General features: G+C 45.5%; 18 protein-coding genes and 1 pseudogene. 7 read left to right on the top strand and 12 right to left on the bottom strand.

Annotation, left to right across the window (positions count from 1 at the left end; all coding sequences use genetic code 11):
- Window positions 1-55 precede the first annotated feature (55 nt).
- The 12 genes from ACO1B7_RS14470 to nirB all read right to left on the bottom strand — a co-directional run bounded on the left by ACO1B7_RS14470 (window position 56) and on the right by nirB (window position 14,266).
- Complete coding sequence (locus ACO1B7_RS14470) at window positions 56-697, bottom strand: ATP-binding cassette domain-containing protein (RefSeq protein WP_216986044.1); 642 nt, start codon at window positions 695-697, stop codon at window positions 56-58.
- A 1-nt stretch (window position 698) separates the two neighbouring features.
- Window positions 699-1,382, bottom strand: a complete 684-nt coding sequence (gene modB, locus ACO1B7_RS14465) for a molybdate ABC transporter permease subunit (RefSeq protein ID WP_005096929.1) — start codon at window positions 1,380-1,382, stop codon at window positions 699-701.
- 6 nt (window positions 1,383-1,388) lie between these two features.
- A complete protein-coding gene (gene modA, locus ACO1B7_RS14460; RefSeq protein ID WP_216986045.1) occupies window positions 1,389-2,153 on the bottom strand; it encodes a molybdate ABC transporter substrate-binding protein in 765 nt (254 codons plus the stop codon).
- Between the two features lie 47 nt (window positions 2,154-2,200).
- The gene (locus tag ACO1B7_RS14455; RefSeq protein WP_216986046.1) at window positions 2,201-3,442 is read right to left on the bottom strand and encodes a molybdopterin molybdotransferase MoeA; all 1,242 of its coding nucleotides are present in this window, start codon (window positions 3,440-3,442) and stop codon (window positions 2,201-2,203) included.
- Window positions 3,439-4,362, bottom strand: coding sequence for a bifunctional molybdenum cofactor biosynthesis protein MoaC/MoaB (gene moaCB, locus ACO1B7_RS14450; protein ID WP_216986047.1), 924 nt, complete (start codon window positions 4,360-4,362; stop codon window positions 3,439-3,441). The genes ACO1B7_RS14455 and moaCB overlap by 4 nt, the downstream gene beginning before the upstream one ends.
- Before the next feature lie 70 nt (window positions 4,363-4,432).
- On the bottom strand, window positions 4,433-4,975 hold the full coding sequence (locus ACO1B7_RS14445) for a molybdenum cofactor biosynthesis protein MoaE (protein WP_005266362.1): 543 nt from the start codon (window positions 4,973-4,975) through the stop codon (window positions 4,433-4,435).
- Between the two features lies 1 nt (window position 4,976).
- Window positions 4,977-5,243: a MoaD/ThiS family protein gene (locus tag ACO1B7_RS14440; RefSeq protein WP_005266361.1), complete on the bottom strand. Its 267-nt coding sequence runs from the start codon at window positions 5,241-5,243 to the stop codon at window positions 4,977-4,979.
- 2 nt (window positions 5,244-5,245) lie between these two features.
- On the bottom strand, window positions 5,246-6,271 hold the full coding sequence (moaA, locus tag ACO1B7_RS14435) for a GTP 3',8-cyclase MoaA (RefSeq protein ID WP_423090289.1): 1,026 nt from the start codon (window positions 6,269-6,271) through the stop codon (window positions 5,246-5,248).
- Window positions 6,272-6,501: 230 nt separating this feature from the next.
- Window positions 6,502-7,128 (bottom strand): molybdenum cofactor guanylyltransferase, encoded by a 627-nt coding sequence (gene mobA / locus ACO1B7_RS14430; protein ID WP_423090288.1) that lies wholly within the window; start codon window positions 7,126-7,128, stop codon window positions 6,502-6,504.
- Entirely contained in the window at window positions 7,125-9,902 is a 2,778-nt protein-coding gene (locus ACO1B7_RS14425; protein WP_168730779.1) for a nitrate reductase, read from the bottom strand. The genes mobA and ACO1B7_RS14425 overlap by 4 nt, the downstream gene beginning before the upstream one ends.
- Before the next feature lie 182 nt (window positions 9,903-10,084).
- Entirely contained in the window at window positions 10,085-11,695 is a 1,611-nt protein-coding gene (gene nirD, locus ACO1B7_RS14420; protein ID WP_423090287.1) for a nitrite reductase small subunit NirD, read from the bottom strand.
- A 24-nt stretch (window positions 11,696-11,719) separates the two neighbouring features.
- On the bottom strand, window positions 11,720-14,266 hold the full coding sequence (nirB, locus tag ACO1B7_RS14415) for a nitrite reductase large subunit NirB (protein ID WP_423090286.1): 2,547 nt from the start codon (window positions 14,264-14,266) through the stop codon (window positions 11,720-11,722).
- A gap of 503 nt (window positions 14,267-14,769) precedes the next feature.
- Between nirB and ACO1B7_RS14410 the strand changes: the two genes are divergently transcribed.
- The 7 genes and pseudogenes from ACO1B7_RS14410 to ACO1B7_RS14380 all read left to right on the top strand — a co-directional run bounded on the left by ACO1B7_RS14410 (window position 14,770) and on the right by ACO1B7_RS14380 (window position 20,748).
- Window positions 14,770-15,348, top strand: a complete 579-nt coding sequence (locus ACO1B7_RS14410; protein WP_004280362.1) for an ANTAR domain-containing response regulator — start codon at window positions 14,770-14,772, stop codon at window positions 15,346-15,348.
- Between the two features lie 10 nt (window positions 15,349-15,358).
- The gene (locus tag ACO1B7_RS14405; protein WP_195724737.1) at window positions 15,359-16,375 is read left to right on the top strand and encodes an ABC transporter substrate-binding protein; all 1,017 of its coding nucleotides are present in this window, start codon (window positions 15,359-15,361) and stop codon (window positions 16,373-16,375) included.
- Between the two features lie 245 nt (window positions 16,376-16,620).
- A pseudogene (locus tag ACO1B7_RS14400) lies at window positions 16,621-17,566 on the top strand (ABC transporter permease).
- Window positions 17,566-18,447 (top strand): ABC transporter ATP-binding protein, encoded by an 882-nt coding sequence (locus tag ACO1B7_RS14395; RefSeq protein ID WP_064096740.1) that lies wholly within the window; start codon window positions 17,566-17,568, stop codon window positions 18,445-18,447. Before ACO1B7_RS14400 ends, ACO1B7_RS14395 begins: the two are co-directional and overlap by 1 nt.
- 77 nt (window positions 18,448-18,524) lie before the next feature.
- Entirely contained in the window at window positions 18,525-19,532 is a 1,008-nt protein-coding gene (locus tag ACO1B7_RS14390) for an isopenicillin N synthase family dioxygenase (RefSeq protein WP_253173410.1), read from the top strand.
- Window positions 19,529-20,410: a hypothetical protein gene (locus tag ACO1B7_RS14385; RefSeq protein ID WP_253173411.1), complete on the top strand. Its 882-nt coding sequence runs from the start codon at window positions 19,529-19,531 to the stop codon at window positions 20,408-20,410. Before ACO1B7_RS14390 ends, ACO1B7_RS14385 begins: the two co-directional genes overlap by 4 nt.
- An 8-nt stretch (window positions 20,411-20,418) precedes the next feature.
- Window positions 20,419-20,748, top strand: a complete 330-nt coding sequence (locus ACO1B7_RS14380; RefSeq protein WP_004280373.1) for a DMT family transporter — start codon at window positions 20,419-20,421, stop codon at window positions 20,746-20,748.
- Window positions 20,749-20,781: the final 33 nt, after the last annotated feature.

Here is a 20,781-nt window from a genome sequence, read left to right as displayed (position 1 = left end):
GCGATAGGATGACCTGCCCGGAGTCATTGCTGGTTTAAATCGGTGCAGGGCTGGATCAAATAATTTTTCCCTTTTCAAAATGCAGCAGTTGTGCCTGTAAATACGCCACTTCATCTACATGATGAGTCACATAAATCATAGGTAAATCTGTTTGATGAATCACAATTTTCAGAAAAGGTAAAATCTGGTTTTTCAGCTTTTGATCCAGTCCATTTAAAGGCTCATCCAAAAGTAATAGGTCGGGAGAAGATAAAAGTGCACGACCGATAGAAACGCGCTGTGCCTGTCCACCAGAAAGCTGATGCGCCCGATACCGAAGTAGTGGCTTTAATTCGAGTAACTCCACAATGTCTTCAAACGTAAATTTCTGCTGACCTTTATTTTTTATATTTAGCTGTTCTGCATATTTCAAATTCTGCATGACATTCAGATGCGGAAACAGTAGGGCTTGCTGAAAAATCAGGGCAATTTTTCTTTGATGAACAGGAATATTCAGTTTCTGCTGATGATCAAATAATATTTTTTGCTGAAAATGAATAAAGCCTTGTGATGGTTTTAATAGCCCTGCAATATTTTTTAAAAAGGTGCTTTTCCCACTTCCTGAGGCTCCCACAATACCAATCAATTGTGTCTGCATATCCAGACTGGCCTGTAGCTGGAAGTTTGCGTAATTAAACTGAAAATCACACTTCAGCATCTTAACCCTCCAATTTACGTTGATACTTCTGCATGATCCAGTAATTTGCAATCAAGGCTGAAAAAGCCAGAATCAGAGATAAAATGACCAAACGCATAGCCATACTTTCTCCATCAGGCTGTTGTAACAGGCTATAAATGGCGATGGGAATGGTACGGGTTTCTTCTGGAATATTGCCAACAAAGGTAATCGTGGCACCAAATTCTCCCAGACTGCGGCTGAAACATAAAATGCTGCCGATTAAAATTCCAGGCAAAGCCAGAGGCAGGCTAATGCTACAGAATACCCGCCATGGTGTGGCGCCCAAAGATCCTGCCACCTGTTCTAACTGCCGGTTGATCATTTGAAAAGACAAGCGAATTGGTTGAACCATTAAAGGAAATGCCACAATCATTGCTGCCAGTACCGCACCTTTCCAGTTAAATATCAGCTGAATTCCCCATTTATGTAGATATTGCCCCAGCATACCCTGATGACCAAATAGCAGGAGCAGAAGATAGCCCAGTACTACCGGCGGTAGCACCATAGGCATCTGCAATATTGCCTCTACGAGAAATTTGGCCCTGAATTCATAACGCGCCAGTAACCATGCTACGGCGATAGCAAATGGCAGACACACCGCTGTGGCAAAGCCCGCTACTTTGGCTGAAAGCGCTAAGGCACTCAGTTCTTCTGGTGTAAGCATGAGCAGTTAGCCTACCTTAAGCTTAAAACCATATTTCTGGAAAATCTGCCTGGCCCTTGGACTCGTCTGGATAAATTCAGAAAATTGGACTGCTGCCTGATTTTTCTGGCCCTGCTGGGTTAAAGCAATCGGATACACAATCGGACGATGTGTACTGGCTGGAAATACTCCCGAAATTTTAACTTTTTTACTCATCAAGGCATCGGTTCTATACACAATGCCGATCTGACATTCGCCACGTTCTACAAAAGCCAAGGTTGAACGAACGCTATCCGTACCGACTATTCTGCCCCGAAGCGGATTCAACCAGCCTAGCCGGGTTAAGCTTTGCTTGGCATATTTTCCGGCAGGCACCGATTCCATTTGTCCGGTACATAGATAGCCTTGAAAGGCTTTAGCAAGATTAAAGTCGGCTGACATTTTAAAATGATTTTTTTGCTGAATAGGACTAATCAATACGAGTTCATTCAAAAGCAAAGGTCGAATCTGACCGATCTGAATTTTTTGTTTCTTGATCAGATCATTCATCCAGTCTAGGTCTGCAGAGAAAAATAGATCACTGCTGGCTCCCGCCGCAATTTGTTTCGCCAATACCGAAGACGCAGCAAAAACCGGAACGATCTGGATGTCCCGATGCTGTTGCTCATATAGTCTGGAAATATCAGTAATCGCATTGGTCAGGCTGGCTGCGGCATATATTTTAACTGTTTCGGCATACAGCATGGGGCTAGTCAACAGCACGCCAGTGAGTAGAACTTTGAATAAATCCATCTTTCTCATTCTATGTGATTCGAATATTGAAAATTGCGACAGGCATTTCAAATCAGCAAACCCTGTACCACTTGCCCAGCCTGGATTTCTGTTCCTGCCGGAATACGGACCAGACAGTTGGCCTGCATCAGATTACTCAACATATGCGACTGTTGTTTTGCCAGGCTCTTGAGCTTTAAAGTGCCCTGATCAAATTCGGCAGCCATTCTTAAAAAGCGTTCACGTGCATCCGCTTTCAAGTCATGCGTCATTACCGCACTAAGCCATGCAGGTGACTGCTTTTGCCCTTGTAAGGCATTCAGTAAAGTTGCCGTATAGATTTGCATCCCGACATACACGGCAGCCGGATTTCCCGGTAGACCCAAGAGATAACAGTAACCTTGATCATCTCGACGATACTTGGCAAATAACATCGGTTTTCCGGGCTTCTGCTTCACTTTCCAGAAAATCTGCTCAAAACCCTGCTCCAGGGCAACAGGGCGAATGAAATCATAATCACCCACCGAAACCCCGCCTGTGGTCAAGATGACATCGTATTGGTGTTTGAGTCGGTTCAGTAATAATTGCAGTTCGGACTCACAATCGGGCACATGCAGAATATCTACGTTTTGACCCTGTGACTGAAACCAGGCCTGAATCAGTGGAGCATTGGCGTCAAAGATTTTTCCGGAATTCAGGTCTTCAATGCTGGAAGCGACTTCATCTCCAGTAATCACAACAGCAATTTTAGGATAACGATAGACTGAAACCTGCTTTACGCCTGCCATGCTCAAAGCTGCAATTGCACCTACATGCAGTTTTTGACCTGCATCTGCCAGACGCTGCCCTTGTGCGATTTCCTCGCCTGCATCACGTATATCCGTATGAGGCTTTAGGTCTGTTGTAATAATGATTTGATTGGCATGGCATTTGACAATTTCCTGACGGGCGACCGTTGTAGTTCCTGCTGGAATCCTGGCACCGGTAAAAATCCGGACCGCCTGACCTGGCCGCAGTTCAATTTCAGTACTTTGCCCTGCCCGAATCTCTCCAATGAGTTCAAAAGTGCTGTGAGCACTAACATTTTCTGGACTACAAAGCGCATAGCCATCTACAGCACTTTGTGAAAACAGCGGCAATGGTATGGCCGAATCAATCGCCTCTGCCAGATAGCGATTCAGAGCCCGAGCAAGCGGCAGGCTTTCAGCTACCAAGATATGCGTCTGCTCAAGTAACATCTGCAGTGCCTGATCAACAGAAATCAGTCCCGGTTCAGCACCGCAGGCTGAATGTGATAGTGCCTGATTCATTGATAGCCCCCCGCATGTGGGATATTTTTTTGCACATCAAACAAGTGCACCAAAGCCGGAAGTACCGCGATCAGAGATTCTTTCGCACCCTGACGACTTCCCGGTAGGGTCATCACCAGACTGTTCTCAATATAGCCAGCCACGCCACGACTTAATGCTGCATAAGGGGTACGTTTTTGCCCAAAACTACGTGAAGCTTCCATCAAGCCTGGAATTTCCCGTTGCAGCAAAGGTTGCAGAGTCTCAACTGTCAGGTCTTTAGGACCTAAGCCAGTACCGCCCACAGTTAGAATCAGCGGATACTGATTTTTCTGCTGTTCAATCAGGGTCAAGAGCTGTTCTGGGCTATCGGGAATAACCTGATAACTAATAGAATCAAAATTGGCTTCTTTTAAAATTTCCATTACGTTTTGTCCGGCAGTGTCCGGCTTTTTGCCTGCTGCAACCGTATCGGACAGCACAATAACCGAAGCGGACAGACTCTCTTTAAGTATGCGGGTAAAATGTGATTTTCCGCCTTTTTTCTGCTGCAACCTGCATTGATCCAGCGACAAATCTTCCGGTTCACAATGCGGCTTCAGCATGTCATACAAGGTCAGACCTGCCAGACTGACCGCTGTCAAAGCTTCCATTTCCACACCAGTTGGTCCAATGGTTTCAACAGTAGCAATAATTTCGACATGTGCATCACACAGTTCATATTCCACATCGGCACGATAAATCGGTAATGGATGGCACAATGGAATCAGCTCATCGGTCCGTTTGGCACCTAGAATGCCGGCAATGCGTGCTGTTTTCAGGGCATCACCTTTTTCAGTATTGCCATTACGTAGCAGCTCAATGCAATGTGGCGGTGCATGCAGGATTCCAGTGGCAATTGCTGTACGGTAACTTTCTGCTTTCATCCCTACATTTTTCATGATTCATCCCAGGCTAATTTTTAAAATCTGTTTTAAAGTGATTCATCTTATGCATCCTCATTGGACGCATTTAATTAGATGGTGATTGGCAAGCGTGTTCTGCTACATGGTGATGGTGACAATGCGCTTCTTCTGCATGATGAGAGTGATCCGTTTCAGGTCCATGATCTTTTCGGATACAACAGCCTTCGACATATTGACTGCTACCATCCGTATAAAATTCTTCTTTCCAGACCGGAACTTCATGCTTCACCCGTTCCACAGCTTCCTCACAGGCCGCAAAAGCCTCACGACGATGGGCGGCATAAGCCATAGCAATAATGGCTATTTCTCCAACCCCCAGCTCACCTATCCGATGTACCACCCGCACATAAGACACCTGATATTTGGTCTGGATCTGCTGTTCAATTTCACGAATCATTTTTTCAGCCACAGGCGCATAGGCAGTATATTTCAGGGCACGCACAGCTTTTCCCTGATGATGGTTACGTACTGTTCCGACAAAGATGCCGATTCCACCACATTCCGGAAAATGCTGGATACCATCAAAATCCTCCAGACTAAAAGCAGTCTGCTGGATTCGGGCAAATTGTTTTAGTGACTTGAGTTGCATCTCAGCCTCCTGCTACCGGCGATAACAGCACCAGCGTACTGTCACGATTTAAAACATTCTGTCTGGAAATAATGTCTTCACCGATTGCACAGGCACAACGTTCCAGCATGGGCTGTATATCGGGATAGAGGGATAGCAACTGGTTCAGGACTTCAGAAACCTGAATTTCAGACTCGCATTGCAAATTTAAATCTGTGGGAATTTGTCGTTCAATCGCACCGAAGGCTTCTATTTTGATATGAATTAATTTTTGCTGAGTGAGTGACATATTTACCCTCCAATGCTGTGCATGCTGATTTTTCGGATCGGCTTTTGTATTGGTGATTGCTGGATCGCATGGAAGCCGGCCTCTTTATGCCAGATATAAGCGTGGAGCTTGTGCTGAAATGTCTGTGTGGCGAAATGATCCAGCGCCAGTTGTTCGATATCTGCCTTAAGGTTCAGGCCTTGTCTGGCAAATAAACAGTTATAAAATTCACCTTGGGCATTGAGGCGCAGACGGTCACAATCACTGCAAAATGAATGGGTAATGGTGGAAATAATCCCCAAAGGCTGCCCATTGACCAAATAGCCACGGGCTGGATTGGCGCCTTGTCCTTGAGATACCTGGACATCAAATTCAGTTTTCAGTTGAGCCAGGATATCTTGCTCACTGATGACATCAGACGGATTCCATTTCTGATCGCCATCAAGGGGCATAAATTCAATAAAACGCAGTTCTACAGCCTGATGCTGTGCCCACTTCACCAAAGGAATAATCTGATCGTCATTGATGCCTTTGATCAGCACACTATTGATCTTGACGGTCAAACCAGCCTGCTGCGCGGCAGAAATACCTTGAAGTACAGGCTGCAACTGTTTTTGAGTCAGTTGCTGAAATTGCTTTGGATCAAGACTGTCCAGACTGATATTCAGATCATCCAGTCCTGCCTGTTTAAGCGCCTTGGCATAATCTTTTAAATAATGGCCATTACTGGTCATGGAAATACGTTTCAGGCCAAAGGCTTTCAATGTCTGTAAGCGGGCAATAAAATGAACGATGCCTTGACGCATCAACGGTTCGCCACCCGTCACCCGGATCTGCTCAATCCCGTGTCGCACCATAAACTCGCAAAAAGCATACAGGGCTTCAAAACTGAGCAAATCTTTTTTATTCATCCATTCCGGATGTTCAGGCATGCAATAGCTGCATTTGAAATTACAACGGTCAGTCACCGAGATCCGCAACTTACGTTTCTGGCGTCCAAACTGATCCTGAAAGATACTGCGAGGTGCTAAAGCTGTCATGCTGTTCATTGCTGCGGTCCATGATGAGATCTGCACGGTTATTTAACAGTCTTGATTTACTGCCCTATTTCTTCACAATGAATGAGCAATAAGTGTTCCAACTTTGCACAAATTTATGTTTAATGAATATTAATGGGTAATATTTGTTCTTTTTTAGTCCAAAAGTTCGCTCGAAAAATAAAAAAAGCAATATTTTGGTGAACCAGAATATGATAATTCGACTTTTAGCATTTTAAACGCTAGAGAAAGTTAAGCTGTTGATGCTGCTGTAGCTCGTCAAATGAATTAATACTGTGAAAAAACAGGGCACGATTTTTAAAGCTTGCCCGCTGCATGTGCATGTCAGCAAAACAGAGTTTTAAACTGTGCTGATCATTTTCAAGATGTTGTATAAGAGTGGGTAAGCTGCTGCGTTTCATCAGACAGAATGGAAACAATGCCTTTTCATTGATTTCAACTACCGCCACTTCAGATAAAGGATGTCGTTGCAGGGCCTGATGTAAACGTGAAATGACTTTTTTGGGAATATAGGTCACATCACAGGGTACGAACAGCACATAATCAGATTGTACATGTGACCAAGCACTCTTCATGCCCATCAATGGTCCCTGAAAACCGGGTTCATCGTCCTGATAAAAGTCGATCGAAGGAATCATCCGTTTATAAATGGAGTGATCCCGATGACTATTGACCCAAACTTTGCTTGCCCGGGACTTCAACTGCTGATGGATTTCAATGAGCTGGATTTCATCATCAAATTTGTGCAGCAATTTATTGATGCCATTCATGCGCCGCGCTAAACCTCCGGCCAGGATCACCACATCAGTTTCCGGATAAGACACCGTCTTCATCACTCTTCTTTTCATTCTATGTACTCCGTCTGGCAGGCTTTAATCAGGCCTCTAATTTCTGGCAAACATGAACCACAATTTCCTCCGGCTTTTAGACATGCAGTTACCTGTTTTTCATGCGTGATATTTTTATCTTTAATGGTTTGAATAATTCGGTTCTTACCGACCTTAAAACAGCTACAGACTAATGGCCCTTCACTATTTCCCATCGACATGGCCTGACCTGCCAGCAATGCTTTACGATGTAATGCACTCAGACGTTCACGTCTAAACAGGCCTGCCACCCAGTCACGATCTGGCAATAGTGCCGCCGGTGCGATATAAAAACTGGCAATTAACTGGCCATCCTGAAGCACCACACTATGACTGATATGCGCCGTTTGATCTTCGAGATTCAGCCATTCAAAGCTTTCATCATCAAAGGCTAACAGGCTCTTGATCTGCCCGGTGATATCAGAAAAACGGCGCCGGTCTGCCAGTTCATACCGGATGGCCTGAGTGGTTTGAGTTTTGCTCCACCACACCGTATTTTTAATCATGGTCTGGATTTTCTGCTCAAAGCCTTCCCGTACATACAGCACGCCCTGCCACTGGGTATAAAATGGCTGGATCATCACCGGAGTATGCTTAAATTCTGGCTCGCCGGAAATCGGGTCAACCACCGGATTCACCACTTTGCCAATCCGCGCATCGGATGCAAACTGGTCGTTCCAGTGAATCGGTGCAAAAATCTGGCCACGTCGTATATTTTGTGAAAATTGCACACGGAGTACACAACTTCCCCAAGCGGATTTCACCTCGACCAGCTCGGCATCTTTCAGGCCATACTTCAGTGCATCTTGCGGATGCAGCTCGCAATAAGGCTCGGCACGATGCTGGGACAAACTGGCAGATAATCCGGTACGGCTCATGGTGTGCCATTGATCGCGAATGCGTCCAGTATTCAGGATCAGAGGATATTCAGCAGAAATAGCATGTACCGGATCGGCTGCAACTGTTGGCACCAATCTGGCTTTGCCATCTGCATGGCTAAACTGGCCTTGACTAAATAGTTGATCAACCTGATAAACTTCTTGCTTATCCCAGACTGGCCACCGAATCGGTGTTAGATTCTGATATTCCGCAAAACCGAGATGAGTTAAACCTTGCAGGTTGAAATAGCGAAAATTCGGTGTATCTTCACGTTGCGAAAGCGAACTATTCTGATAGGCAGATAAACGGGCATGTTCCAGAAAAATGTCATGACTGTTGTTAAAGTCAAAACCGCGAAAACCTAAGACCTGAGCCACCCGGGAAATGGCCCACCAGTCTGCTTTAGCTTCACCCGGAGCCGGCAAAAAAGCCTTTTGCCGGGAAATACAGCGCTCCGAATTGGTGACTGTGCCATCTTTTTCGCCCCAACCCAGTGCCGGTAACAGTACATCGGCATATTGCGTGGTATCGGTGTTGAGACAAATATCGGAGACCACCACAAATTCACACTTCTCCAGAGCGCGTTTAACCTGATCTGCATCGGGCAAACTCACGATCGGATTGGTGGCCATAATCCAGATGGCTTTGATTTTCCCGCTTTCCACCGCTTGAAATAAATCGACTGCTTTTAATCCGGGCTGCCGCGCGATGACCGGGCTTTGCCAGAAATCCTGCACCAGTTGCTGATGTTGCGGATTATCCAAATCCAGATGACTGGCCAGCATATTGGCCAGCCCACCGACCTCCCGTCCGCCCATCGCATTCGGCTGTCCGGTCATGGAAAAAGGTGCCGAACCGGGTTTGCCTATTTTTCCTGTCAATAAATGACAGTTGATAATGCTATTGGCTTTGTCTACTCCTTGAGAGGATTGGTTTACGCCCATGGAAAACAGGCTCATGATTTTTTCGTTCTGGGCAAATTTCTGAAAAAATAAGGTTAATTTTTCAATAGCAATACCGGTACGTTTTGCCACGCTTTCAAGTGATGACTCTGTCGAGCTACTGGCAAGCGCCTGCTCCAGACCTTGAGTATGGTGTGTAACAAAATCCAGATCGGCATGACCATTTTGCTGAAGATATTGCAACAAGCCATTAAACAGCGCGACATCCTGACCTGGTAAAATCGGCAAGTGTAAGTCTGCCGCTTCACAGGTTGCGGTAAAGCGTGGATCAATCACTACCACGAATAAATCCCGCTCTTCTTTGGCTTTCATAATGCGCTGATAAAGCACCGGATGGCACCAGGCGGTATTGGATCCGACCAGAACCACCATTTCTGTCTGCTCAAAATCTGTATAGCTGGCCGGTACCAGATCTTCGCCAAAAGCCCGTTTATGCGCTGCCACAGCAGATGACATGCACAGTCTTGAATTGGTATCAATATTGGCAGTACCGAGATAGCCCTTTACAAACTTGTTCACCACATAATAGTCTTCAGTCAAAAGCTGGCCGGAGACGTAAAAGGCGATGCTGTCACGTCCATACTGATCAATATATTGCTGAAATTTATTGGCAATACTTGAAATAGCATGATCCCAAGTGCTTATTTGCCGCTGCTCTTTTCGCCCTGTCATCGGATGCAGAAGCCGGGTTTTTAAGCCAAGTGTATCGGCAAGATGACTGCCTTTAATACACAACTTGCCCAAGTTCGCAGGATGCTGAACATCGCCTTCAACCTGAACCTTTTCACCCATAGGGGTTTGGCTTACATGCGCGATGACACCACAGCCTACTCCACAATAAGGACAGGTCGTCTGAGTGGTTTTTATTTGGGATTCAGTAGAGCTATGTAGTTCCATAACCGGAATACTATTCATTGCTGCTGTGCTCCTTAATCATCCAAATTCACGTGTTTCACCAAATCTCTGATATCTAGTTTTTACAGGTTTGATTTAAATATTTTCTATATCTCAAAAGTTTTAATCCTCCCCAACCCTCCTTTAGCAAAGGAGGGAGGTTCCCCTCTTTTTCAAAGAGGGTTTGGAGGAGGTTTATCCGATTACCCTGCCTTTTTTAATGCAAAATCCCGACCAAAAAGCAGTTTGCTGCGGATATTACTAATTGGTGTCTGGTCTGCAATCAGTTCTGCATACCAAGCCCCATCTTCGGTATCGCCAAATAGCACAGCACCAATGACCTTGTCCTGTTGAATGATGATCCGTTTATAAATCTGACGCTTCTCATCATTCAGCACGATATCTTCAAAATCATCCTGAGGTTCAAAATTTCCGGCCGAAAAGACATCACATCCGCTAACCTTGAGTTGGGTCGGAACAGTCGGTGCCTTAAAGGTCAGTCGGCCATGTTCAGCCAGATGCGTCGCACAGATAAAGGCCTGTCCCCATAATGGCTCAACCAGTCCAAAGGTTTGGCCACGATGCTCAATACATTCACCCACCGCATAAATACTCGGGTCATAGGTCTGCATGGTGTCATTCACCAGCACCCCACGATTACAGCGCAAGCCAGCCTGTTCAGCCAGAGTTTTATTTGGGCGAATTCCGACGGCAAAAACCACTAAATCGGCATCCAGCATTGTCCCGTCTTTTAAGCGCAGTTGAGTCACATGACCGTCTATACTGATCAGCTCTTCGGTATTGGCTTCGGTGATGATCCGGATGCCTTTATTTTCGATTGATTTTTCCAGCATTTGACTGGCTTTCATGTCCAGCTGACGATCCATAATACGGTCCATCAGGTGCAGCACAGTCACATTCATCCCTTGCTGCTTCAGTCCATAAGCTGCTTCCAGTCCCAGCAGGCCGCCCCCAATCACGACGGCGTTTTGCTTGGTTTTGCAGTAGTCCAGCATGCGGTTAACATCCTGAATATCCCGGAAGCTAATCACGCCTTCAAGTTCAGCACCCGGAATAGGTGGCACGAAGGGTTTGGAACCAGTAGCGAGGATCAGACGATCATAAGCAACGACTTCGCCTTTTTGGGTGTGGACCTGTTTACGCGAACGGTCGATAGAGATGGCAGCATCTCCAGCGATGAATCGAATGCCTTTTTCGGCATACCAGTCGGCTGAATGCAGCATAATTTCGGCAAAGCTTTTCTCACCGGACAATACTGGTGACAACATGATCCGGTTGTAATTACCCCATGACTCTTCCCCAATCACGGTAATGTCATAACGATCTGGCGCCATATCCAGCAAGTCTTCCAGACAGCGCATACCCGCCAGTCCATTCCCGACCAGTACCAGTTTTAAACGCTCTGTGTTTTGACCATTACTGGAAATATAGGTCTTTTGTGGAGTTGGACTCACCAGAACTTTGCCATTTTCAATTCGGGTTGGAAATACCAGTAATTTCTGGTCTTGTTCTTCCAGACAACGGCCGGTAACCAGACTGAAATGCTGCTTGTAAATTGGGGATGCGACTACACGCTCACCTTGCAGATCACCCAGAATGCCACGTGCCATGACATTGGCGAGACTAAATGGATCCTGATTGCTGAGAGCATAAACCCGCTGTTCCTGACCCACGCGAAAAATTGCAATCTGCTGATCTTCAATCAGGGCTGCAACACCGGTATTTGGGGTGATCTCATCCAGATGACAGACTTCGTACCAGTTCAGTTCGTTCATGTCTTTTAAAATTGTCATTTTCATTCTCCCTGACTGTAGTATTTAGGCTTCAACCACTGGAATACGGTTTAAATCACGTTCAGCTTCTGTCTTTGGACGAATCTGGCCACGTACAGGTGCAAACTGAATATGCGGGTCATTCTGCTCGGCTGCTTTGGCATTAATAAAGGTCTTAAAACGTTTGCGTACTTCAGGATCTTCAATCGCAGTGCGCCATTCATCCTGATAAGTGCCAATCACATGCTGCATACGGCTTTCCAGTTCAGCAGCAATGCCGAGCGAATCATGCACAATGACATCTTTCAGATAGTCCAGACCGCCTTCCATATTGTCACGCCATACGCTGGTGCGCTGCAGTCGATCCGCTGTCTGGATATAGAACATAAAAAAGCGGTCGATATATTTGATTAGTGTGGAAGTATCCAGATCCGAGGCAAGCAGTTCAGCATGGCGCGGTTTCATGCCGCCATTGCCGCATACATATAGATTCCAGCCTTTTTCCGTGGCAATGACACCGACATCCTTGCTCTGTGCTTCTGCACATTCACGGGTACAGCCGGATACTGCCATTTTGGTTTTATGGGGTGAACGCAGGCCTTTATAACGATTTTCCAGGAAAATCGCCAAGCCGACAGAATCATCGACTCCAAAACGGCACCAGGTACTACCCACACAAGATTTCACCGTACGTAAGGATTTGCCGTAAGCATGTCCGGACTCGAAACCGGCATTGATCAGTTTTTCCCAGATTTCAGGCAGTTGATGTACCTGCGCACCAAACATGTCAATTCGTTGTCCGCCCGTGATTTTGGTATATAGACCATAATCTTTGGCGATCTGACCGATGGTAATCAGACCATCCGGGGTAATCTCGCCGCCTGCCACACGTGGCACAATCGAATAGGAACCATCTTTCTGGATATTGCCGAGGTAGTAGTCGTTGCTATCCTGCAAACCGGCATGACTTGGTTTCAGAACAAAATCATTCCAGCAGGATGCCAGAATATTGGCTACAGTCGGTTTGCAGATATCACAGCCCATGCCGTGCCCATGTTGCTGAATCAGGTCAGAGAATGTCTTGATTTCATGCACGCGTACCAGGTGATACAGTTCCTGACGTGAATAGGCAAAGTGTTCGCACAGGTGATTGTTCACCGTGACACCCTGACGCTGTAATTCAGATTTGAGAACCTGCGTTACCAGTGGTGCACAGCCACCGCACGCCGTTGCAGCCTGGGTGCATTTTTTCAGTGCACCCAATGAAGTTGCACCGCCATCAATAGCTGAACAGATATCAGCTTTGGAAACGTTATTACATGAACAGATGGTCGCACTGTCAGGCAATAAATCGACACCACTACCACCTGATTTGGAAGTCGACTGATCAAAGCCCGGCATGATCAGGCTTTCCGGTTGCTCCGGTACAGCCAGACCATTCAGCATCATTTGCAGGAGATCACTATATTCTTTGGCACAGCCCACCAGCACCGCGCCCAGCAGCTTGGTCTTGTCTGCTGACACCACGATTTTTTTATAAACCTGCGCGGCTTCATCAGCATAGAAATAGCTCAAGGCACCTGGTGACATGGCGTGTGCATCACCAATAGAAGCGACATCCACGCCCATCAGTTTGAGCTTGGTACTCATGTCCGCACCAGCGAATGCATGACTTTCTTGGCCTAGGACATGTTTTGCCGCGATCCGCGCCATGTCATAGCCTGGTGCAACCAGACCATAAATTTTATTGTCCCAAAGTGCACATTCACCAATGGCATAAATGTCCGGATGTGAGGTCTGGCAATAATCATTAATGATGATGCCGCCACGCTCACCAATCAGTAAACCACTTTGGCGCGCCAGTTCATCACGCGGACGAATGCCGGCCGAGAACAGGATGATATCGGTTTCAAGCACCGAACCATCTCCGAACTTCATTACATGCTGAGTGCTGTCACCATCTTCAATACTTGACGTGGCCTTTTGAGTATGTACCTTGACACCAAGGTCTTCAATTTTAGAGCGCAGTACCCGGCCGCCCAGATCATCAATCTGCACCACCATCAGACGCGGAGCAAATTCTACGACATGGGTTTCCAGATTCAGATCTCGCAGGGCTTTCGCTGCTTCCAGCCCTAGCAAGCCGCCGCCAATCACTACGCCAGTTTTGGCATTCAGACTGGCTGCACGAATGGCATCCAGATCTTCAATGGTACGATAAACAAAGCAATTCTGACGGTCATTGCCCGGGATTGGTGGCACAAAGGCATAAGAACCGGTAGCGAGAATCAACTTGTCAAAACTCAGCACATCACCCTGGCTGGTGGTGACGGTTTTATGGAGCTGATCAATTTCAACCGCTTTAGTATTAAGTCGCAAATCAATGCCATAAGCATCGGCAAAATCACTACGACACAGACTCAGATCCTTAACCGACTTGCCGCTGAAATATTCGGTCAAATGTACCCGGTCATAAGCTAAATGTGGCTCTTCTGCCAAAATGGTCAGCTCAATGTCATCACCGGTCTGTTCCAGTACAGATTCGATGAATTTATGCCCCACCATGCCATGCCCAATCATGAGAATTTTCATATCTGCACTCCAACTATTGTTTTTTTAAAGATGATAAAAAGCCGCATATCACGTCTAGGCATTGATATGTCTGCTGATTGAATATGTTGTAAATACCGCAACCCAGCGCTTTGTAATGCTGGAGGAAGGGTTGAAACGCTTGTGCGTTTTGTATTGCTGAACAACTGACCATGTCATTTATCCTGTGCTGAACGAAATACCAATCACACTCCTTGAAAGTGCAATTACGATCAGAACGGACATCGTTGGCCGTTGTTAATATTGAAAGTCATCTTTGACGATTTAATAAATGCAGAAATCGTGCCAACTTTTCCAATAAGAAAACGCCTTATTTCAGGCAGATGATCTACCTAAACGCTTCATTTTGATCAGCCATCAGCTGAAATCCCTAAAGCTATGCACTAAATTGAACAGAAAAATAGAATTTTATGCACCAATTTAATGGCATGTTTTTTGCTTTACTCCTGCTTGAATATTCCTTAGGCCTTACTTGAAAATATTCCATGTCCAAATTACGAATTGCTCTTATTGATGATGATCTGGAGCGCGCCCAATTCATCCAGGAATCCCTGCTTTCACATGATTTTCAGGTGGTGGCCTGTTTAATCCTGAATGACCTGAATATGGTACATGTTAAGGGTATTCATGCAGATGTGATCCTGCTGAATATGGATCATCCGCATCGGGATATTATTGAAAGCTGTGTCAGCCAATATGAACTTCCGACCGTGCTGTTTACCCAGAACTCCAATAAAGACACCATCAAAAGTGCGATTGATGCCGGAATCACGGCTTATATTGTCGATGGTATTGATCCCACCAAACTAGAAAGCATTCTGGAAATTTCAATTGAACAATTCCGCAAACATAAAAAGCTGCTGAACGATTTAAAAGAAACCCAGGACAAGCTGATTGACCGTAAAGATATCGATAAAGCCAAAGCCCTGCTCATCCAGCTGCATGCCTTAACGGAAGAGCAAGCTTTTGCTTTATTGCGTAAAAATGCCATGAGTCACCGGATTACCATTGGTGAAATGGCCAGACGCTTACTGGATGCACAGAAGCTGTTACTGGGCCAATAAGGAAAAGCATATGTCCACATTAGAAAAAACTGAACTCAATATTGGCTATATTCCTTTACTTGATTGTGTTGCCATTCTCTGGGCTGAAAAACAGGGTTATTTTGCCGAGCAAGGATTAACCATCAATTTAATCCGCGAAGCCTCATGGTCAAGTTTGCGTGACCGTCTGGCCTATGGCTTTCTGGATGCTGCACATTGTCTGTCCGCCATGTTGCCCGCTGCTGCCCTGGGCACAGACCAGTTACAGGTGGCTTTGCAAACCCCTCTAGTACTGAGCGTGAATCAGGCTTTTATTAGCCTGCGCCAAGATCTGTGCTATGAACTCGGTATCCAGCCTGAGGATGATGAACAGATTACCTCAAAGAAACTTGTACTGGCTTTACAACAGAATCATTCCATCAATCTGGCCTATGTTTATAAATATTCGATTCATCATTACTGTTTAAAAGAATGGCTGGCACTGACTGATCCACAACTGGCCAAGAATATCCAGCTGATGACCTCTCCACCGCCTTCTATGGTAAAAGGAATCGCAGAACAGGTATTTGATGGGTTTTGCGTGGGAGAACCCTGGAATATTCAGGCCAAACTTGAAGGCTATAGCTTTATTGTCGCTGCCAGCCAGAATGTCATTCCAAAAGTTGCCGATAAAGTCTTGGCCATGACCCAGGAATGGGCAGAACAGCATCCATTTACCGTAGAGGCAGTGGTCAAGGCTGTACAAAAAGCGCAGGATGATTTAAAGCAGCGCAGCGATTTATCAGACGTATGGAACATGCTGGTGGATTATCAGATTATTCAGTTTGAATGTTCCGCCCAGCGGCATGTCTATGACTTTTACAAAATCAAGAATATTATCCGGAATTTTGTTGGAGAAAGTGCCAAACCGAAAGTCGATGATTTTATCTGGCTTCTGCAGCAGATGCAGAAATGGGAAGATATTGAAATGACCGCAGCCGAGAAAAAACAGATTGCGCAGCAGTGCATCTATAGCTTGCAAAACCAGCATGCAGACATTATTGGCTAAATGATGTTACTGAAAAAAGAGACCTGATTTTTCGGGTCTTTTTTATTGAGTTTATTTTCCAGAAAATGATTAAAAATCTCTGCATTCTGATCTAACTTCTTGAATATGATTAAAAGTTGTCTGCTAATTTTTTCTATAAAAATAAGCCATTTTAAGAGTCATTTCAGGATTTGGGATGAAATGGCATCCATTTTGCTTATTCAGTATTACGTTTTATAAAATTTGTAATATTGAGGGGCAACACTATGAGTTACGTTGCACGTGAACTCAGTCAAAGAAATAAATTGCTGTTTGGCTTGGGGTCTTTTTTAATACCAATTCTGATTTGGTGTGCAGTCAGCTATTTGCCATTTATCTGGCATCCACAAGTCCAGATTACTGATTCTGGTAGTGTTGCCTATTTACAGGTCGAGAAGTCGTATTGATAAAGACCAGTTTTTTTCTGCTGCGCAGTCTGCGGTAGATCAGGGTCTGGCTCCGCCGCAGGGTATTCTGGTCAACCCGATTTATCTGCCTGCACCACATGAAGTTGCGATTGCACTGGTCACGGCGTTTACCACGGAGCCTACCCAAGCCAATGCACCCTGGTTTCATGAAAGTCTGTGGCACAGTATCAAGTTGGTCTTTACCGCGTTCTTTATTTCTTCCTTGGTTGGTATTCCACTCGGTATTTTATGCGGATTTTCAAATAAAATTTCCCAGCTGACCGAACCCTTTGTTGAGTTTTTCCGCTATTTACCTGCTCCCGCCTTTGGTGCACTGGCAGTGGCAATTCTCGGAATTAATGATGCACCCAAAATTGCCATTATTGTGATAGGAACCCTGTTCCAGCAAATCCTGATCATTGCCAATACCACACGTCTGGTGGATCGCAGCCTGATTGAAGCCGGTTTTACTCTGGGCACCAATAAACTGAAAAGCTTGTTGCATGTGGTGATTCCAGCGGCCCTGCCTGAAATTTACCGCAATCTGCGTGTGCTGCTGGGTTGGGCATGGACTTACCTGATCGTAGCAGAACTGATCGGCAGTACCTCCGGGATTACCTGGTTCATTACCCAGCAAGCCCGCTATCAAAACTTTGATAATGTCTTTGCCGCGATCCTGATTATCGGTGTGATTGGCCTGCTTTGTGATGTGATCTTGATGAAACTGGGACAACGCTTATTTAAATGGAAACCGGGAGCCAACTGATGCAAAACACTGAATTTAATACCCGCGAATACTTTGACAAGATTTATAGCCGTCCGGTGATTCTGGAAGCAAAGCAACTGACACAAAAATTCAGTCATGGCAAAACCGAGCGTACGGTCTTAAATGCACTCAATTTGAAAATTCACAAGCGGGAGTTCATCTGTGTGATTGGGCCTTCCGGTTGCGGCAAGTCAACCTTTAGCCGTGTAGTTGCCGGCCTGGATCCTTATAGCAGTGGTGAGATTCTCGTGGATGGCCAGCCAATTACCGGCCCAAGTCCGGAGCGTGGCATGGTGTTTCAGGGCTATACCCTGTTTCCATGGAAAACTGTCAAGGAAAATGTCATGTTTGGTCCGCGCATGAAAGGCCAAAGTAGTGCAGCAGCAGAAGCACAGGCACGTGAATGGATCAATATCATTGGTCTGGAAAAGTATGAAAACCAGTATCCGCATGAGTTGTCTGGCGGGATGAAACAGCGTGTCGCGATTGCCCGAGCTTTGGTCAATGAACCGAAAATCCTGTTGATGGATGAACCCTTTGGGGCACTTGATCCACATACGCGGCAAAAAATGCAGCGTCACCTGATGGACCTATGGCAAAACATTGATATCACCATTATTTTTGTGACCCACGATATGGATGAAGCCATTTTACTGGCCGACCGTATTGTGGCGCTGAAAGCCAATCCGGGTGAAATCAAGGAAATTATCGAAGTTGATCTACCTCGTCCACGCCATCCAGACGTCATGCTTAGTCCTGAATTTAAACAGTTAAGACAACGTGTCGATTATCTGGTGCATGCTGAAGAAGATGAACTGGATCCGGCACTGGCAGAACTGCCGGTCATTCCGCGTATGACCAAGGTCAGCAGCAATAAATAATCTTATCCAAAATGCCTTTGGGACGACCCGAAGGTTTTAATCGCTGTGTTGGACGACCAACATTAGAGGTGATTATCATGCAAGCGCAATATGTACTCCCACTGGTTGATATTTCAAAATTACAAAGTCCGGATTTAGCCGATCGTATTGAAGTTGCTCATGCTCTGGATCATGCCTGTAAAGAAGTCGGATTTCTTTATCTGCAAGGTAGCCAGTTTAATTCTGATTACGCCAAAGCCCTGATTGAAATGGCCCAGTCCTATTTTTCTCAGGATCTGGACACCAAAATGCAGCACTATATTGGCAAATCAAAAAACCATAGTGGCTATGTGCCGATTGGCGAAGAACAGTTTGCCGGCAACAGTTATGATTTAAAAGAAGCCTATGATGTCAATTATGATTATCAGGGGGTAAGAAAAGACTGTCCTTTACTTGGGCCCACCTTATGGCCAGACCATCCGGATTTCAAGTCTATTGTCAGCCAATACTATAGTCATCTGCGTGAGATCAGCCGGCAGATTTTTTCTGCCTTTGCACTGGCGTTGGGCGTTCGTGAGGACTTTTTTGAAAGCAAAATTACTGATGCACCAAGTCAGCTACGCTTGATTCATTATCCCTATAATCCGGAAGTGCAAGATGCCGAAGGCATTGGCGCACATACCGATTACGAATGCTTTACCTTGCTGTTACCAACCGCGCCCGGCTTACAGGTTTTAAATAAAACCGGCGAATGGATCGATATTCCACTGATTGAAAATACCCTGGTGATGAATATCGGTGACATGATGGAAATTCTGTCGAATGGTAAATATCTCGCCACCAAACACCGCGTGAAAAAGGTCTCGGAAGAACGTTATTCATTCCCGCTGTTTTGCGCCTGCAATTATGACACCGTGATTGAACCGGTGATTCACACTGAAAATTCCAAATATTCTGCCCTGATCGGGGGCGAACATCTGTTTAATCAGACCGCCCAGACCTTTCAATATTTAAAACAGCGCGTTGCTAGCGGTGAACTGATCTTAAAAAATGCTGTACCACTTTCCTCTTTTGGACTTGAAGAACAGACGGAGACAGCATCATGAATCTGTTTGAAGTGATTAAGACTTTAAAGCCCACTATCCCTCAGCCAGAGATTATTCCGGGCTTTTTATACGGTGCTTTCCGGCGTAAAAGTATCAGTTTTTATAATGGCCTGACTGATGAGAATACCGTTGTGTACTGGTTTCAGTCGCGCAGTTTTACCATTGATCTTCGTCTAAAAAGCCAGACGGGAACTGCTGTTCAGGAACGCCAAGGCTGGATTGGCAATACGCTTTGGGATAGCGCCAGCCAGCTCTTGTCCTGGGAAGTGAAAGACTACGCCAATTATCAGAATCATGTGCAATGGCCGGAACCAGCCCGGTTACATGCCGTTGGCAACTGTATTCTGGAATTTTCTCCAAATAATGTCTATGTCGAAGACTGGCGCCAGCAGGTACAGCACGGTTTATTTTTAGGCCTGCGGCTTCAGTCTGCGCTTGATGTTCAATCTGGTCAGAAACTGGAAATGGATGGTGGCCTGATTATTTGTGGCGATCATATTGGCTATGCCCTGACGCGTTTGCCTGAAGTGCAAAGTGCAGTCGCTCAAATGGACTTGAAAGCTGTCGATCCGACCGTGTTTGCCTTGGTGGAAAGTTTTGAAGTTTCTATCGGGACTGATGGTCAAGCTAAAACTTACAGCACTCGCAGCAGTGAAACAGGCAAAACCTTTAACCTGGAAAATTTTGAAGTTCTCAATGAAAGCAGTCTGGTTCAGCATGTCATTTTAGATGACCGTGAAATTGACCTGATTTTTGAGCTGGATATATACCAGCCGGATTATGAGTTTCAATACAGGACGCCAACGACTACAGAAGCTGAAAGCTGGCTCAAGTCAGAACAAGAACATCTGATGCATCATGCAAAACGGGTGTTTTAGGGAGAAATATGTCTTTTTTATATCTGTCGATTGCCATTATTGCAGAAGTCATTGCAACTTCTGCATTGAAGGCCTCCAATGGTTTTAGCGTGCTCTGGCCTTCACTTGCCACCATTGCCGGTTATGCCGTTGCCCTGTTTTTCCTGTCACTGACCATGAAAACCATTCCGATGGGCATTGCCTATGCAATCTGGTCTGGTGCCGGTATTATTCTGATTTCAACGGTTGGCCTCTTGGTGTTTAAACAGCAACTGGATCTTCCCGCGCTGATCGGTCTGGCGTTTATGATCATTGGCATTATTTTTATCAATGTCTTTTCCAAAAGTACGCAGCTTTAATTTTTTAATATTCATCTGACTAATAAAAAATCC

Source organism: Acinetobacter lwoffii (assembly GCF_049367455.1).
In the GTDB taxonomy this organism is placed as follows: Bacteria; Pseudomonadota; Gammaproteobacteria; order Pseudomonadales; family Moraxellaceae; genus Acinetobacter; species Acinetobacter lwoffii_W.
The sequence above is the reverse complement of the archived record's forward strand: the minus strand, read 5'-3'. Positions and strand labels throughout refer to the sequence as shown.